Source organism: Thioclava sp. F1Mire-8 (assembly GCF_002213165.1).
Taxonomy (GTDB): Bacteria; Pseudomonadota; Alphaproteobacteria; order Rhodobacterales; family Rhodobacteraceae; genus Thioclava; species Thioclava nitratireducens.
In genome coordinates, this window is sequence record NZ_NBNY01000008.1 from 1 (window position 1) to 14,148 (window position 14,148).

14 protein-coding genes and 1 pseudogene are annotated in these 14,148 nt (G+C 65.2%); 6 read left to right on the forward strand and 9 right to left on the reverse strand.

All coding sequences use genetic code 11. From position 1 onward, the window contains the following. The 4 genes and pseudogenes from B6V75_RS18895 to B6V75_RS18020 all read left to right on the forward strand — a co-directional run. Positions 1-105 (forward strand): annotated as a pseudogene (locus B6V75_RS18895) (sugar ABC transporter ATP-binding protein); the annotation flags it as partial. A 3-nt stretch (positions 106-108) separates the two neighbouring features. Continuing rightward, positions 109-753 (forward strand): uridine kinase, encoded by a 645-nt coding sequence (locus tag B6V75_RS18010; RefSeq protein WP_088720616.1) that lies wholly within the window; start codon positions 109-111, stop codon positions 751-753. A 35-nt stretch (positions 754-788) separates the two neighbouring features. Then, positions 789-1,445, forward strand: a complete 657-nt coding sequence (gene fsa, locus B6V75_RS18015; RefSeq protein ID WP_088720617.1) for a fructose-6-phosphate aldolase — start codon at positions 789-791, stop codon at positions 1,443-1,445. A 392-nt stretch (positions 1,446-1,837) separates the two neighbouring features. Then, positions 1,838-2,257, forward strand: coding sequence for a CBS domain-containing protein (locus tag B6V75_RS18020; protein ID WP_088720618.1), 420 nt, complete (start codon positions 1,838-1,840; stop codon positions 2,255-2,257). 41 nt (positions 2,258-2,298) lie between these two features. Here B6V75_RS18020 and B6V75_RS18025 read toward each other — a convergent pair whose 3' ends face one another. Next, positions 2,299-2,580 carry a glucose-6-phosphate isomerase gene (locus B6V75_RS18025; protein WP_088720619.1) on the reverse strand — a complete coding sequence of 94 codons (282 nt, stop codon included), beginning with the start codon at positions 2,578-2,580 and terminating at the stop codon, positions 2,299-2,301. A 401-nt stretch (positions 2,581-2,981) separates the two neighbouring features. Between B6V75_RS18025 and B6V75_RS18030 the strand changes: the two genes are divergently transcribed. Continuing rightward, entirely contained in the window at positions 2,982-3,728 is a 747-nt protein-coding gene (locus tag B6V75_RS18030) for a redoxin domain-containing protein (protein ID WP_088728323.1), read from the forward strand. A 318-nt stretch (positions 3,729-4,046) separates the two neighbouring features. Further along, on the forward strand, positions 4,047-4,472 hold the full coding sequence (locus B6V75_RS18760; RefSeq protein WP_168174513.1) for a BLUF domain-containing protein: 426 nt from the start codon (positions 4,047-4,049) through the stop codon (positions 4,470-4,472). Positions 4,473-4,491: 19 nt separating this feature from the next. Here the strand turns inward: B6V75_RS18760 and B6V75_RS18040 are convergent, their stop codons facing one another. From B6V75_RS18040 to B6V75_RS18075, 8 genes are all read right to left on the reverse strand, one after another. Beyond that, positions 4,492-6,942, reverse strand: coding sequence for a PAS domain-containing sensor histidine kinase (locus B6V75_RS18040; RefSeq protein ID WP_088720622.1), 2,451 nt, complete (start codon positions 6,940-6,942; stop codon positions 4,492-4,494). A 264-nt stretch (positions 6,943-7,206) separates the two neighbouring features. Next, positions 7,207-7,926, reverse strand: coding sequence for a response regulator transcription factor (locus B6V75_RS18045; RefSeq protein WP_146735152.1), 720 nt, complete (start codon positions 7,924-7,926; stop codon positions 7,207-7,209). Positions 7,927-8,235: 309 nt separating this feature from the next. Further along, positions 8,236-9,684 carry an aldehyde dehydrogenase gene (locus B6V75_RS18050; RefSeq protein WP_088720624.1) on the reverse strand — a complete coding sequence of 483 codons (1,449 nt, stop codon included), beginning with the start codon at positions 9,682-9,684 and terminating at the stop codon, positions 8,236-8,238. Between the two features lie 81 nt (positions 9,685-9,765). Next, a complete protein-coding gene (locus B6V75_RS18055) occupies positions 9,766-11,064 on the reverse strand; it encodes a TRAP transporter large permease (RefSeq protein WP_075777396.1) in 1,299 nt (432 codons plus the stop codon). After that, the gene (locus B6V75_RS18060) at positions 11,061-11,573 is read right to left on the reverse strand and encodes a TRAP transporter small permease (protein WP_088720625.1); all 513 of its coding nucleotides are present in this window, start codon (positions 11,571-11,573) and stop codon (positions 11,061-11,063) included. The genes B6V75_RS18055 and B6V75_RS18060 overlap by 4 nt, the downstream gene beginning before the upstream one ends. Continuing rightward, on the reverse strand, positions 11,573-12,562 hold the full coding sequence (locus tag B6V75_RS18065) for a TRAP transporter substrate-binding protein (protein WP_075777398.1): 990 nt from the start codon (positions 12,560-12,562) through the stop codon (positions 11,573-11,575). Before B6V75_RS18065 ends, B6V75_RS18060 begins: the two co-directional genes overlap by 1 nt. A 63-nt stretch (positions 12,563-12,625) precedes the next feature. After that, positions 12,626-13,801, reverse strand: coding sequence for an FAD-dependent oxidoreductase (locus tag B6V75_RS18070; RefSeq protein WP_088720626.1), 1,176 nt, complete (start codon positions 13,799-13,801; stop codon positions 12,626-12,628). Continuing rightward, a complete protein-coding gene (locus B6V75_RS18075; RefSeq protein WP_075777400.1) occupies positions 13,798-14,121 on the reverse strand; it encodes a 2Fe-2S iron-sulfur cluster-binding protein in 324 nt (107 codons plus the stop codon). Before B6V75_RS18075 ends, B6V75_RS18070 begins: the two co-directional genes overlap by 4 nt. Positions 14,122-14,148: the final 27 nt, after the last annotated feature.

Sequence of the window (14,148 nt, forward strand, 5' to 3'; positions counted from 1 at the left end):
GGCAAACGGCTCTGCGTCATCGACCCGAAGCAACACTCGATGTCGGACGCCGTCGCCTTCATGACAGGCGCCAAAACACCCGACGGCGCGACAGAGGCGGCCTGAGCGATGAGCACGACCGAGGCACAGCTGGAGGCCATTCTCGATCTGGTGGACAGGCAGCCCCGCGACCACGGGCGAGTTCTGATTGGCATCGCGGGGCCGCCCGGTTCGGGGAAATCGACGATGGCCGAAGCCGTGACCGCGGCGCTGAACGCCCGCGGGCGGGCGGCGGATGCGGCGGCGCTGGTGCCGATGGACGGGTTCCATCTCGACAATGAAGAACTCGACAGACGGAACTTGCGCGCGGTGAAAGGCGCGCCCGAGACCTTCGATGTCGCCGGGTTCAAGGCATTGGTGCGCCGGTTGCGCGATGACGGGAGGGAGATCCGCTACCCGCTGTTCAGCCGCGCGCAGGACCGGACGCTTCCGGAGGCCGGCGTGTTGAGCCCGGACCGGCGGATCGTGATCGTCGAGGGGAATTACCTGCTGTTCGGCGGCGGCGACTGGGCCGGGCTCGCGCCGTTGTTCGACGCGACGGTGATGCTCGCGCCGCCCATGGAGGTGCTCAAGGCCCGGCTCGTCGCGCGCTGGATCGAGCACGGGCTATCCCCCGAGGACGCGCTTGCCCGGGCGAGCCGGAACGACCTCGAAAACGCGCGCCGCGTGCTTGAGCAGAGCGTCGAGGCCGACCTCATCCTCACCGGTCACTGAACCGTCCAGCCGAGTTGACGACGAAAGGAAACGACATGAAGATTTTCGCTGACACCGCCGATATCGAGGCGATCCGCGCGCTTGCGGAGGCGCATCTGATCGACGGGGTGACCACCAATCCGAGCCTGATCGCCAAGAGCGGTGCGCATATCCGCGACGCGATCGCCGAGATCGCCGCGATGGTCGACGGCCCGGTTTCCGCCGAAGTCGCGGGCACCGATTACGAGACGATGATGCGCGAGGCGGAAGTGCTCGGGAAGATTGCGCCCAATGTCTGCATCAAGGTGCCGCTCACGATGGCGGGGCTCCGGGCTTGCCGCACGCTGCGGGAAGAGGGCCGTGAGACCAACGTGACGCTGTGCTTCTCGGTGAACCAGGCGCTCCTCGCGGCGAAGGCAGGCGCGACCTATGTCTCGCCCTTCGTCGGGCGCCTCGACGACATCAACCTCGACGGCACCCAGCTGCTGCGCGATATCCGGCAGGTCTTCGATGCCTACCCCACGCTCGATACGCAGATACTGGCGGCGTCCCTGCGATCCGCAAACCACGTCACCGGCGCCTTGCTGGCCGGGGCGGATGCCGGTACGATGCCGCCCGGCTTGATCGGGGCGCTCGTCAAGCATCCGCTGACCGACAAGGGGCTCGAAACCTTCACCGCGGACTGGGCTGCGACGGGGCAGAGCATCCTCTGATCCGGGTCGGGGTTATCGCGACGCAAGCGCGGCTGCTACCAGACGTCTCCCGTGAGCGACGCCCGGCTTCGCGCGCCGACAATGACGAAGGACCATCCCGCAAACTGCGAGCTCCGCACGTGGGCGCCTGAGTTCGCATAGCCGAGATGGCCCTTCGATCGACAGATCTCCTTGTGTCCACGGATCGACCATCTGCGGTTTGCATCTCTCGATGCCTCTCCCGGATGGCGTTCCGTTTCCACTCCTCCCATCGATGTCTTCACTCTCGCGGATTCGCGGCGCCCCGGCATTGACGCTCGACAAGGCGCGGGGCTGTGGAGTGCTGATCGCGGTCAATGCGCGCCGCCCCGGGTGGGGCAAGCTGCGGGTCTGACTCGGTTCAGGAGGATGCCATGAAAATCAGTGACGCGATGCACGAGCCCGCCGCATGGGCCGATGCCGACACCCCGGTCAAGGAAATCGCCCTGCAGATGGAGAAGGACGATATTGGCGCCGTGCCGATCGGCAAGGACGACAAGCTCATCGGCATGATCACCGATCGGGATCTCGCGCTGCGCGTGGTCGCGAAGGGGCTCGACCCGGCGAAGACCCGTGCCGAAGAGGTGATGACGCCCGGGGTCGTCTATTGCCGCACCGACGAGACGATCGAGGACGCGGTGCACCTGATGGATCAGCGCAAGATCCGCAGGCTGCCGGTGCTGGACGACAAGAAGCGGCTGGTCGGGATGTTGAGCCTCGGAGACGTGGCGCACGGGACGTCGTTGCAGATCGTGGGCGAGATGACCCGCGCCGTCGCCAATCACCACAAGTGAGTGCGACAGGGCGGCCTGAACGCCGTGCCCCTTGGCCTGTCTCAGCGCGGGCAATCGGCGACGTAATAGGTGTCGTCGCCGTTCGAATAGGCGCAGCGATCGGTGACGCTGTTCTGCGCCACCAGAACACCGGCCGCGGCTCCCGCAAGCGCCGCGATGATCCGCCAGTCCCGGTTCGCCTCCAGCGCGTCGGCGGTGATCAACCCGGCCGCGGCCCCCGCGGTCAGCCCGACCGCCGTGCGCTGCTGCGGCGTCAAGGTTTCGCAGCCCGGCAAAAGCGTCAGAACGACCAGCGTGGCGGGCAGAAATCTACGGCACGTCATCGGAGATGTCCTTTCGTTGCAAACAAGCCCCGCGAGGGTCGCGTGCCGCCGCGCGCCGGTCATTGTCGAGCGTCAAGCCTTCGCGGGCGGTGCGGGCCCCGTGTCGAAAGGCCGCTGCTCGGGCGTCGTCAATGCTTGCCTCCGCCCAGATCGGAAGCCGGAGCCTTCACGAGCGGTCCGCGGTGGGCCGCCTCTTGCGTTCACGGGATCGAAGATCACCTGAGCGTCTGCCGCGACCGCCCAGCCGGTCGAAAAAGCGAACGTTTTCCAATTTTTCGCCACAATCTGCAAAAAATCACAAGTTTCCGAAAACGCGACGCAAACCCCGGCCTCAACCACCGGAGATACCGGGTGACGTCGTGGTGAAGACCGGCTGCGACGTTGAACGAGGAGGAGGTTCGATGAGTCAGCAATTCTTCGCCCCCAAGGACAGCACCGGACGACCGATCAGGCTACCTGTCGCCTACCGGAGAACGGTCAAATGGCTGCCCAAAATTGGCGACATCTTCCCGAATTTCACGCTTCCGAGCACGCAGGGAGACATCGATTTCTGGCCCTGGGCGGAAGGCAACTGGGTGCTGCTCTTCGGTCATCCCGCTGCGAATACGGCTGTGTGCACTACGGAAATCGGCGCGCTGGCGCAGAACGAGAAAGCGTTCAGACGGCTCGGCGCGAAGGTGCTCGGGCTGACGGGATCGAGCGTGGACGAGCAACTGTCTTGGCACGCCGACATCGAAAAGCTGTATGACGCGCGGGTCTGGTTCCCGACCGCTGCCGACATCGGTGGAGATTTCGCGTCGCTCTTCGGGATGGTCCATGAAAAGGAGCACCAATCCTGGCCGGTCCGCAAATCCTTCCTTTTGGACCCGCAAATGAAGATCCGGATGATTTTCGAATATCCGATCTATGTCGGCAGAAGCGTCGAGGAGACGCTCCGCGTGATCGAAGCCGTGAAACTCCATAGCTCCACCGGGCTCGCGACGCCCTCCGACTGGTTCGAGGGCGACCCGGTGATCATACCCGACACAATGGAGGAAGCCGAGGTCCAGCGTCTCGTCGGCAGCAGGTGGGGATATGTCCTGCCCTATCTCCGGGTGGCGCCGCGGCTGGAAAATCCGCGACAGAAAACGCGGTGGTGCGAGCTCTGATGTCGGTGGGGTATATTTTCATCGGCAGCTTCGTGGGTCATGTCTGCCTCGTGCTCACGCTTCTGCAGGGCGGTTCGATCTGGCTCTCGCTGGTCGTCGACGTCGTCGCGGGTCTGGCAGCGGTTCTCATCTTGCTCGCCGTCCAATCGGCGTCGCGATGGTGGCAAGATCGACGCAGGCGAGCGCGCAAAGCAAAAACGGCTTGTCGCGGCGGCCAAGCTATGCACTGACAGACATGCATGTCTCCCGTGCAAGCTCAGTCTCCAGACTGAAGAAAGGCGGGACCAAAACTCTCCAGACAAGAGCAAGAGATTGGTCATGACGGAACTGCTAACCATCACCTATCGAAGCTTTTCCTGCCTTCGGAAGCCCATCGAGGGGATAAGCGCGATCCTTTCCGAAAGCCTCGATCGAAACCAGAGACTTGGCATCACCGGTCTGCTTCTGTTCGACGGGGCCTACTTCCTGCAAACCATCGAAGGCCCTTCGGCGGAAACCCGAAGCGTTTATACGAAAATCGTCTCCGACGCGCGCCACACCGACGTCACGCCGCTTAGAATTCGGTTGCTCCGGGCGCGCGTCTTTCCCACGTGGCGGATGAAATTGATCGGTCCGGCAGCGACGGCCCGGATCGTTCCCGACATGGACGGCTTGGACTTCGCCTATAAGCGCCTCGACGAAATTCATCTGGCGGCAAAACAGGTCGCGAGGCCGGAGCCTGAACAGAGCTACCTGCTCCATTGAAACCCGGTGCCCGCGTCTTTCACTCTTTCCCGGGCGACGGCAAGTTGCGCACCAATGCGTCGGCAAGTTCTTCCCGCGAATAGGGTTTCATCAGGACCGAGGCCATGTCCGTCCCGCTGGCCGGGTCTTCGGGGTCGTAGCCGGTCACTATGACCACCGGCAGCGCGGGGCGCAGCCGCGCCAGCTCCCTGACCAGCGCCCGCCCCGACAGGCCCGGCATGACAAGATCGGTGAGCACGATGTCGATCTTCCGATCGCTCCGGGCATAGTCCAGCGCCTCCCGCCCGTGACGAGCCACAAGCGGCGAGAACCCGAGATTTTGCAGCATCAGCACCGTTTTCTCGCGAACGAGGAGGTTATCCTCAACGTAGAGCACGACCTCATCATTCCCCGCCGGGGCGGCCGCCTCGGCCTCCTTGCCATCGGCCTCGGTGGCAAGCGGCAGCAGGATCTGGAACTCCGCCCCGTCGTCGTCGCCGGGCCCGAGCCTGAGATCGCCGCCGATCTGGCGCACCGTATCGAGCACGGTCGGCAGGCCGAGACCGGTTCCTTCGCCGATACCTTTCGTGGTGAAGAACGGCTCGAATATCTTTTCCCGGTGGCTGGCCGGAACGCCGGGGCCGTTATCGCGCACGTTCACGGCCACGTATTCCTCCTGCGGAAGTTCGAAACCGTCATGCGAGGGATAGAAACCCGTCCCGGAAACGACGTTCGCTGTGATCGACAGCGTGCCATCTCCCGTCATCGCGTGGCGCGCATTGGTGACGAGGTTGATCAGCGCCGACGTCAAGGCCGAGGTGTCGGCCCAGCAATTCGCCACGTCGTCGCCGATATCGATGTCCAGCCGGTTGGCGTCGCCCAAAGCCGCGATCAGGAGCGGTCTGATCTCCTGCACGAAGGCCCCGATCTGGAGCATTCTCAGCTTCGTCGGTGTCCGGCGCGAATAGGCGAGGAGCTGGCTCGTCAGGCGCCCCGCCTCCTCCGCGGCGCGCACCGCGCTCTGGACGAGATTGAGGTTGCTGTCCTGCTCGGGCAGACCTTCCTCGAGCGCATCGAGGCTGCCAAGCACGACGGTCAGCAGGTTATTGAAGTCATGCGCCACCGCGCGGGTCAAGCTGGCGAGAGCCTCCGTGCGCATGCGCTCGTCGCGCTCCCGGTCCCGTGACGTTCGATTGGCGAGATCGCGAATGATGGTGACGGACCGCCGCTCGCCCTTCGCCAGTTCGACGATATTCGACGTGACCTCCACCGGAACCGGGCTGCCGTCCTTCGCCCGGAAAGTCAGGTCGCCGACGAAGACGTCGTTCCGGTTCCGCTCCTGAAGGGCCAGAGCCAAATCCCGATCCTCCGGAAAAAAGAAAGCGTCGCGATGCATGCCGATCGCCTCTTCCGCGTCGTAGCCGAGCATTTCGCAAGCCCGGGTGTTGAGGGCGAGGACGAACTCGTCATCCTCCGGCCTCCCGCTCGTCGCCGTGTAGATCGCCCCGTCGCGGATGTTTTCGAAAAGGAATTGATACATCGCCGACTGCTCGGTCATCTGCTCGCGCGCCCGGAGCAGGTCCTGTTCCAGAAGCTCGGCCGAATGGAGTGAGGCGTGAACGCGTTGCGACAGCTGGGTCGCGAAGGGGGCGAGGCTCCGGTCGATCGGCACCAAGGCGTGCGGCACCAGCACAAGCGCCGCGATGAGCTGCGCGCGCCCATCCGCGATCGGGATCACGATCCCCCGATCCGAGAGTTCCGGCCTCTGCGCGTCGCGCGGCAGGTTGAAAATCCGCTCGCTTTTCCCCGACAGCGCGGCGGCGACGACGGGGCGCAGGGCGCCCGTGAACTGCGGATCCGCGCGAATGGTCCATTCCGCCTCGAGCGGCATGCCGTTCTCGGGCGACAGGCGAAACAGGATTCCGGCCCGGCAGTCCATGTCGTTGTCGGACAGCACCGCATGCAGCGCGCCGGAAAAGGCGGGGACACCGCCGCCGGCATGGGAGGTGGCGGTGATCTCCGACATTGCTTGCCGCCGCCGAGCGACGACCGTGTCCGTGGTCTCGACAGCGATCGACATGACGCCGAGCACCCGCCCGCCCAGATCCTTGATCGCACTGTAGGAGAAATCGAAGTAGCATTCCTCCGGGCGGCCCGTCTTCGCCAGCGGCAACATCGTGTCCTGAAACAGAAGCGGCTCGCCGCTTCTTTGAACGTGGCCCAGATTGTCGCGGACGAATGGCCAGATTTCGGGCCAGGTGTCTCGCAGCGGCGCCCCGAAAGAGGCGGGATGCTTGTCGCCGAAAATCGCGTTGTAGGCATCGTTGTAGATCTGGATCGTGTCGTCGCCCCAGCCCGTGCAGACGGGAAAATCGGACGCCATGATCGCCGCGATCACCCCGCGCATCTCCGGCGGCCAATCCTCGACCGGACCCAGCGACGTCTCGTGCCAGGGATGGGTTTCGAGCAGGGCGAGATTCGAGCGGGCCATGTCTTCCTTTCGGCATTGCGCGTTGAGTGCCCGATTTCAGATCGACGGGCGCGCAGGTTTGGCGCGCCGAGGTGTCACAGGTGAGCCGAACATCGAAGTCTCCGCGGCAACATGGCGCCTGCTGGAGAGCAACGCCCGAAATCAAAAATACGATGCGCGGGACGTTCCCAAGCCGGTCGATTGCCTTTTTAACTTCATCTTCTGAAACGTCTCCCTGGCTAAGGGGTTCCGGCCACGCCGCCCGACCGGCTTCCGGGCCGCAGGTCAGGTCTCGCTGGTGAAGACGTAGCCGACGTTGCGGATGGTCTTGATCGCGCCATGCGAGACGTCGGCTTTCTCCAGTTTGGAGCGAATGCGGCTTATCACCCCGTCGACGGTGCGATCGAAGGCTGCCCAGTCGGGCCCCCTGACCCGGTCCATGATCTGATCGCGAGACAGCACGGTGTCCGGCTGCGTCGCGAGTGCGAGGAGAACATCGTATTCCAGCGTCGTAAGCGGGATCTTAACATCCTGAAGGGGGCGCACCCATCGCGCGCGGCGGTTGAACCGCAAGCCCGAGATTTCGAAGACATCCGCCGGGCTGTCCTGCGCCGCTTTCTGCGCGAACTTACGGTCCGCCGTCCGTCGCAGCACGGCCTTGACCCGGGCGCGCAATTCCCGCGCCCGGAAGGGCTTGCAGACGTAGTCGTCCGCGCCAAGCTCGAGGCCGAGAACCGTATCGATTTCGTCGGTGCGCCCGCTCAGAACGATGATGCCCGCCCCGGGATTTTTGCTGCGGATCGCCCGTAGGACGTCGAATCCGGAGCCGTCGGGGAGGGTTATGTCGACGAGAAAGCAATCGGCTCTCGTCAGGGCGTCTCCGGCGAACAATGCGCCAAGCGTGCCGAAGGATTTCGAGGGGTATCCTTCAGAGGCGATGGCCCGTTCGATGACGGTTCGGACATCGGCATCGTCTTCAAGGATCACGACGGAACTTGAGGTCAAGAGCTTGCTCTCTCCGGTGTGGCCAGCATCATCTTTGCGGAAGGTCTGATACTCGAGGCCTAGGGGTCTTAATCGAGTTGAAAAAAACGGCTGCGTCAGGTGGGGCGGCAACCACAGTGCCGACAGTTTTACTGTGCGTCAGGTTCCCTAAAGGGCTTTTCTGATAGTTTCAATCGGATAATTGGCGGCACGTTCACGTTCGCGCGATTGGGTTTTGGGGGCGCTTCGGATGAGCCGCCCGATGGGTCGAACGCCAAGGGAGCCGCCCCGGGGGGCGGCTCCCTCTCATCGTGTATCGCAGAATCCAGATCAGATTGGGTAATGCTGTTTCGGATCTTCCACGGTGATCCAGCGCAGGTCGGTGAATTCGGCGATCGCCGCACGTCCGCCGAAGCGCCCGTAGCCCGAGGCCTTGACCCCGCCGAAGGGCATCTGCGGCTCATCGCCGACCGTCGGGCCGTTGATGTGGCAGATCCCGGTTTCGAGCCGGTTCGCCAGCGCCATCGCGCGGGAGACGTCGGCGCTGAAGATCGCGCTCGAGAGGCCGTATTCGGTGTCGTTGGCGACTTTCAGCGCCTCGTCCTCGCCCTTCACGCGGATGATCGATTTGACCGGGCCGAAGCTTTCCTCGGCATAGATGCGCATGCCTTCCGCGACGCCGTCGAGTAGCGTCGCCGCGACGATGGTCCCCTCGCGGGAGCCCCCGGCGACCAGCTTTGCGCCTTTCTCGGTGGCGTCGGCGATCAGCGCGTCCATCTTCTCTGCGGCGGCTTCAGAGACAAGCGCGCCAAGCGCCACTTCGCCGCGCGGATCCCCTGCGGGTAGAGCGTTGGCGCGGGCGGCGAGTTTCTCGACGAAGGCATCGGCCACTTTCGCGTCGACGATGATCCGCTCGGTCGACATGCAGATCTGGCCCTGGTTCATGAAGGCGCCGAAGATCGCCGCGTTCACCGCACCGTCGAGATCGGCATCGTCGAGCACGATCAGCGGCGCCTTGCCGCCCAGCTCCAGCAGCGAGGGTTTCAGATGCTCGCCCGCGAGCCGCCCGATGATCCGGCCGACGGCGGAGGAGCCGGTGAAGTTCACATGCTTGACCGCGGGATGCGCGATCAGCGCCTCGACGACATCGGCGGCGTCCTCGGGGGCATTGGTCACCACGTTGAGCGCCCCTTCGGGGAGCCCGGCCTCGGCGAAACACTCGCCGATCAGGCGATGCGTCGCGGGGCACATTTCCGAGGCCTTCAGCACCACCGTATTGCCGCAGGCGAGCGCCATTGCGACCGCGCGGGTGCCGAGGATGACAGGCGCGTTCCACGGCGCGATGCCAAGGCAGACGCCCTTGGCGCGCGCAACGCCCATCGCCATCGTGCCGGGCTTGTCGGAGGGGATGATCTCGCCGCCGATCTGTGTCGTCATCGCCGCCGCTTCGCGGATCATGCCTGCCGCGAGATGGACGTTGAACCCGGCCCAAGGACCGGTCGCGCCGGTCTCGGCGATCACCGCCTGGATGAAGTCATCGGCGCGGGCTTCCATCACGTCGGCGGCTTTCGACAGGATCTTGCGCCGCCCGTTCGGCCCGGTCGCGGACCAGCCGGGAAAAGCGCGCGCGGCAGACGCGACCACCGCCTCGACATCGTCGCGGCCCGCCGCGGCGGCGCGGGTGGCGACCTCTCCGGTCACGGGATCGATCCGGTCGAAAGTCGCGCCCGAGGCGGCTGGGGCGGAGACTCCGTCCAGCAGCATTCCGATCTCTTTCATAATATCCTCCCTTTGAGACTTCGATCTTGCGTCACGCGGCACGGCGATTGCCGGGCCGGCGCCCTCTGAAACCTTTGTGCCTCACATCATCCCGGGCAGCCACAGCGATATTCCCGGCACAGCGACCAGGATTGCAAGGGTCACCAGCATCGCGAACCAGAAGGGCAGCACGCCGCGGAAGATCTCAATCAGAGGCACGTTTTGCGCGACCGATTTCACGATGAAGACGTTGATCCCCACCGGGGGCGAGATCAGCCCCATCTCGAGCGTCAGCACCACCAGCACGCCGAACCAGATCGGGTCGATCCCGAGATCGAGGATAACCGGCAGGAAGATCGGCAAGGTCAGCACCAGCATCGCGAGCCCTTCGAGGAAGCAGCCCAGAACCATGTAGATCGCGAGGATCAGGACCAGCGTCCCGACCCGGCCCAGATCGAGGGAGACCAGAAGGTCGCTCACCTCGGCGGGCAGATGGCTCAGGGCGACGAAGGGGTTGATCAGATGCGCCGCGATCAGGATCAGCATCACCGAGGCCGTGGTCACGATGCTGTCCTGCGCCGCGCGCCAGAAGCTGCGCAGGCTCAGCGTGCCGCTGAAGGCCCCGATCGCGATCACGAAGGCGGCGCCGACGCCCGCCGCTTCGGTGGGGGAGAACAGGCCCGAATAGATGCCGCCGATGGTCAGCACGATCACCAGCAGGATCGGGATCGCGCCGAGGAAGGCGCGGCCCTTCTCGGCGGCGCTGGTCGCGGGGCCTTTCGGTCCCATCTCGGCACGCAGCAGGCAGAGGATCGCGATGGTCAGGATGAAGGCGCTCAGCAACAGAAGCCCGGGCAGGATGCCCGCCATGAAGAGCCGTCCGATGCTTTGCTGCGTGAGGATCGCGTAGATCACGAAGCCGGTCGAGGGGGGGATCAGGATGCCCAGCGTGCCGCCCGCGGCCACGACGCCGGTCGAGAGGCGCGGGCTGTAGGCGTAGCGGTCCATCTCTGCCAGCGCGGTGCGGCCCATCGTCAGCGCCGAGGCGACCGAGGAGCCCGACAGCGCCGCGAACCCACCGCAGCCCACGACCGTCGCCAGCGCCAGACCGCCGCGCACCTGGCCGACGGTGGCGTAGGCCGCGTCATAGAGCTTGCGGCTCATACCCGTCACGCTCGCGACATTTCCCATCAGAATGAAGAGTGGCACCACGATCAGCTCGGAATTGGAGGCCAGCGAGAAGGTTTCCGACGCCAGAAGTCCGGTCGCGGCCTGCAGCCCGTTCAGGATCCAGATGCCGACGAAGCCCACCGCGAACATCGCGAAGGCCACCGGCACACGCATCAGCAGCATGCCGAGCAACAGCGCGAGCCCGAGCGATCCGGTGAGCGCGGGGGTCATAGCACGTCCCTTTCGGAATGATGTTCATAGCCGTGGCGCGACATGAGCCGCAGCGCGCGCAGGCACATCGTCAGCGCGCCCACTAGCGACAGCGCGACCAGCGCATATTGAAACCACGCATTGGGCAGGTTCAGAAGATTGGTCGAGAGGTTGAGCATCTGGCTCAGCTGCGCGCTCTTGTAGACCGTCACCGCGATCAGCACGAAGATCGCGACGCCGAGGAGCGCCGAGAAGATATCGATCGCGCGGTTCAGGGCACGGGGGAAGGCGCTCTCGAAGATGTCGACGACGATATGGCCGTCGCGTCGGTCGCACAGCGCCATGCCGCCGAAGACGATCAGCACCATCGTCATCGTTATCAGGTCCTGCGAGCCGTAGAGCGGCATGCCGAAATTGCGCCCGATAACGTCGATGACGATCACGGCCACGACGAAGATCAACCCCGTCGTGCCGATGATCGCGGATAGGCCGATCAGCCTGTCCGCCAGTTTCTTCGCGCGCGCGAGCATCACTCGCTCCGCATCGCCGCGAGCGTATCCTCGCCGCCGACCTTGCTCACGTAGGTGTCGGTCACGTCGGCGAGCGCGTCATTGAAGGCTTTCGAGCCGTCGGCGTCGAGGTCGATCACCGTGGTGGCGTCGGAGGCGCGCGCGGCTTCCAGCGCCTTGTTCGCTGTGGCGATCCACGCCTCTTCGGTCATCTTCGAGATCTTCTCGCCCTTCATCGCGTCGAGCGCGGATTTCGCTTCGGGCGAGAGACCGTCATAGGCCGCCTTGTTCATCACCGTGTAGAAGGCGAGGCGTCCGAGGTTCGGGCCCGTGGTCACGCTGCCCACGACCTCGTTGAGCTTGAAATCTGACAGCACCGAGGCGCCGCTGACCACGCCGTCGATCAGCCCGGTCTGCAGCCCGTTATAGACCTGCGTCATCGGAATCTGCACTGGCGTCGCGCCGAGCGCTTCCATCGCGGCAGCCGAGATCGACCCCGCGACGCGGATCTTCAGGCCCTTGAGATCGGCGGGCGTGCGCACGTCCTTGTCGTGCATCATCAGGATGTTGGGCTCCGACCCCCAGAGCGCGATCACCTCGGTCTGCGGATATTCGCCCTTGATCGTGTCGAAGGCCTGCCAGAGCGCCTTGTAGCCCGGCGCGTCGAGCGGCAGCGCACCCGGCAGTTCCGCGATCAGGCTCTTGGGGAATTGCGACGAGGTATAGCCCTGCAGCCCCCAGCCCATATCGGCGGTGCCCTGCAGCACGCGCACGTATTGATCGGCCGGGCCCGCGCCCAGTTCGCCGCCGTGATAGCCGCGCAGCGTTACCGCCCCGTCGGTGCCTTCCGAGAGCGCCTTGGCCAGGGGCTCGATCTGGGCTGCGTTGATCGTATGGGTCGGCGGCGCCCAGTTCGCGTATTTCAGTTCCTGCGCGCCGGCGGCGGTCGCGATGCTGATGGTTGCCCCGACCGCGATTGCGGTGGCGACGCTAAGGGTCGTGTGTTTCATGGTCTCTCCTCCCGTTGGACCGTTTGAGCCCCTCCTCCCGGGGCCTGTCGTTCATGTGCCGCGCTAGGCGGCGATCTCCTCCAGATCCGCGCGCGTCACCGGCTCGGGCGACGCGATGAGCTTGCGCGCCCGCATATGGGCCCGCGCGTTGTCGATGGTCTCGATCGCGGCAAGCCCGCGTTCGTCGAAACGGCCCACGATCCCCGCGGCGATCTCCTCCTCCGCCGCGTCGGGCGTCGCGTAGCCCGCGATCTGCAGCTTGCACGCGCCCTGATCCGACCAGAACCACGGCAGCGCGCCGTAGGGACCGGTGTCGCCCTTCGCGAGGCGTTTCGCGATCAGCCGCGCGTGATCCGTGGCAGCCTGCACGCTCTCGAGCCGGATATGCCCGCGGCCCCGCGGATCGGGGAAGCTCGCGCAGTCGCCGAGTGCCGAAATCGCGGGATCCGAGGTCTGCAGCCGGGCATCGGTTTTCACGCCATTGTCGATGGCGAGCCCCGCCGCCTCGGCCAGTTCCACGTTCGGGCGAACGCCCGCCGCGACCAGCACGAAATCCGCGGTGACCCCCGTGCCATCGGCCAGCGTCACGCCCGCGGGCTCCACCGCCACGGCAGGCTGGCCCAGATGAAGCGCATTGCCCCAGCCGCGATGCAGGTCGGCGAAATGGTCCGACATCCGCTGCGAGACCGCGCGGGCCATCAGGCGCGGAGCGGCCTCGATGACCGCGACCTCATGGCCGAGCTTGCGTGCGACGGCCGCGAATTCCAGCCCGATGAAGCCGCCGCCGATCACCGCGATCCGGGTCGGTTGGTCCAGCTTCTCGCGCAGGCGCTGCGCGTCGGTCAGCGTGCGCAGATCGCAGGCATGGGCGATCCCCTCGATCGGCGGGCGCAGATTGCGGGTGCCGGTGGCGAGGATCAGGTGGTCATAGGGCAGGGATTTCTCGGACCCGTCGCGCAGGATAGTGAGGCGCTGCGCCGCGCGGTCGATGGCCTCCACGCGCGTTCCGGGGAGGTAGTCGATGCGCTTGGCCTCGAAGAAGCTTTCGGGGCGCAGGTAGAGCGCCTCTGCCTTGCCGTCCTGCAGATAGACCTTCGAGAGCGGGGGGCGCTGATAGGGCAAGCCCGGCTCGTCGCCGATCAGCGTGATCGCGCCCTCGAAGCCGTTCTGCCGCAGGCTGATCGCAGCTTGCAAGCCGCCTTGGCCCGCGCCGATTATGGTGACGGTCCCGGAGGTCAAAACTGTTCCTCGGGCAGATGGACCACGAGCCCGTCGAGCTCGGGCGTCAGCTTGATCTGGCACGACAGACGCGAGCGCTCGGTCACTTCGGATGCCGCGCCTTCGAGCATGTCGTCCTCCCCCGCGCTGCGCGGTCCGACCTTCTCCGCCCATGCGTCGTCGACATAGCAATGGCAGGTCGCGCACATCATCGAGCCGCCGCATTCGCCGACGATCCCGTCGACATCGTTCGAGACCGCCGCATGCATCACGCTATCGCCCTCATCAGCGTCGATATTCGTTCGCGTGCCGTCCTGTGCGACGTAAGTCACTTTAATCATTTAAATTCCTCCTCTCTCCGGTCCGCG

Coding starts and splice junctions, on each gene's coding strand:
- B6V75_RS18050 (WP_088720624.1), bottom strand. CDS start 9,684: ATGAAAGAGATCGGAATGCTGCTGGACGGAGTCTCCGCCCCAGCCGCC.
- B6V75_RS18030 (WP_088728323.1), top strand. CDS start 2,982: ATGAGTCAGCAATTCTTCGCCCCCAAGGACAGCACCGGACGACCGATC.
- B6V75_RS18055 (WP_075777396.1), bottom strand. CDS start 11,064: ATGACCCCCGCGCTCACCGGATCGCTCGGGCTCGCGCTGTTGCTCGGC.
- B6V75_RS18040 (WP_088720622.1), bottom strand. CDS start 6,942: ATGGCCCGCTCGAATCTCGCCCTGCTCGAAACCCATCCCTGGCACGAG.
- fsa (WP_088720617.1), top strand. CDS start 789: ATGAAGATTTTCGCTGACACCGCCGATATCGAGGCGATCCGCGCGCTT.
- B6V75_RS18020 (WP_088720618.1), top strand. CDS start 1,838: ATGAAAATCAGTGACGCGATGCACGAGCCCGCCGCATGGGCCGATGCC.
- B6V75_RS18010 (WP_088720616.1), top strand. CDS start 109: ATGAGCACGACCGAGGCACAGCTGGAGGCCATTCTCGATCTGGTGGAC.
- B6V75_RS18065 (WP_075777398.1), bottom strand. CDS start 12,562: ATGAAACACACGACCCTTAGCGTCGCCACCGCAATCGCGGTCGGGGCA.
- B6V75_RS18075 (WP_075777400.1), bottom strand. CDS start 14,121: ATGATTAAAGTGACTTACGTCGCACAGGACGGCACGCGAACGAATATC.
- B6V75_RS18760 (WP_168174513.1), top strand. CDS start 4,047: ATGACGGAACTGCTAACCATCACCTATCGAAGCTTTTCCTGCCTTCGG.
- B6V75_RS18025 (WP_088720619.1), bottom strand. CDS start 2,580: ATGACGTGCCGTAGATTTCTGCCCGCCACGCTGGTCGTTCTGACGCTT.
- B6V75_RS18060 (WP_088720625.1), bottom strand. CDS start 11,573: ATGCTCGCGCGCGCGAAGAAACTGGCGGACAGGCTGATCGGCCTATCC.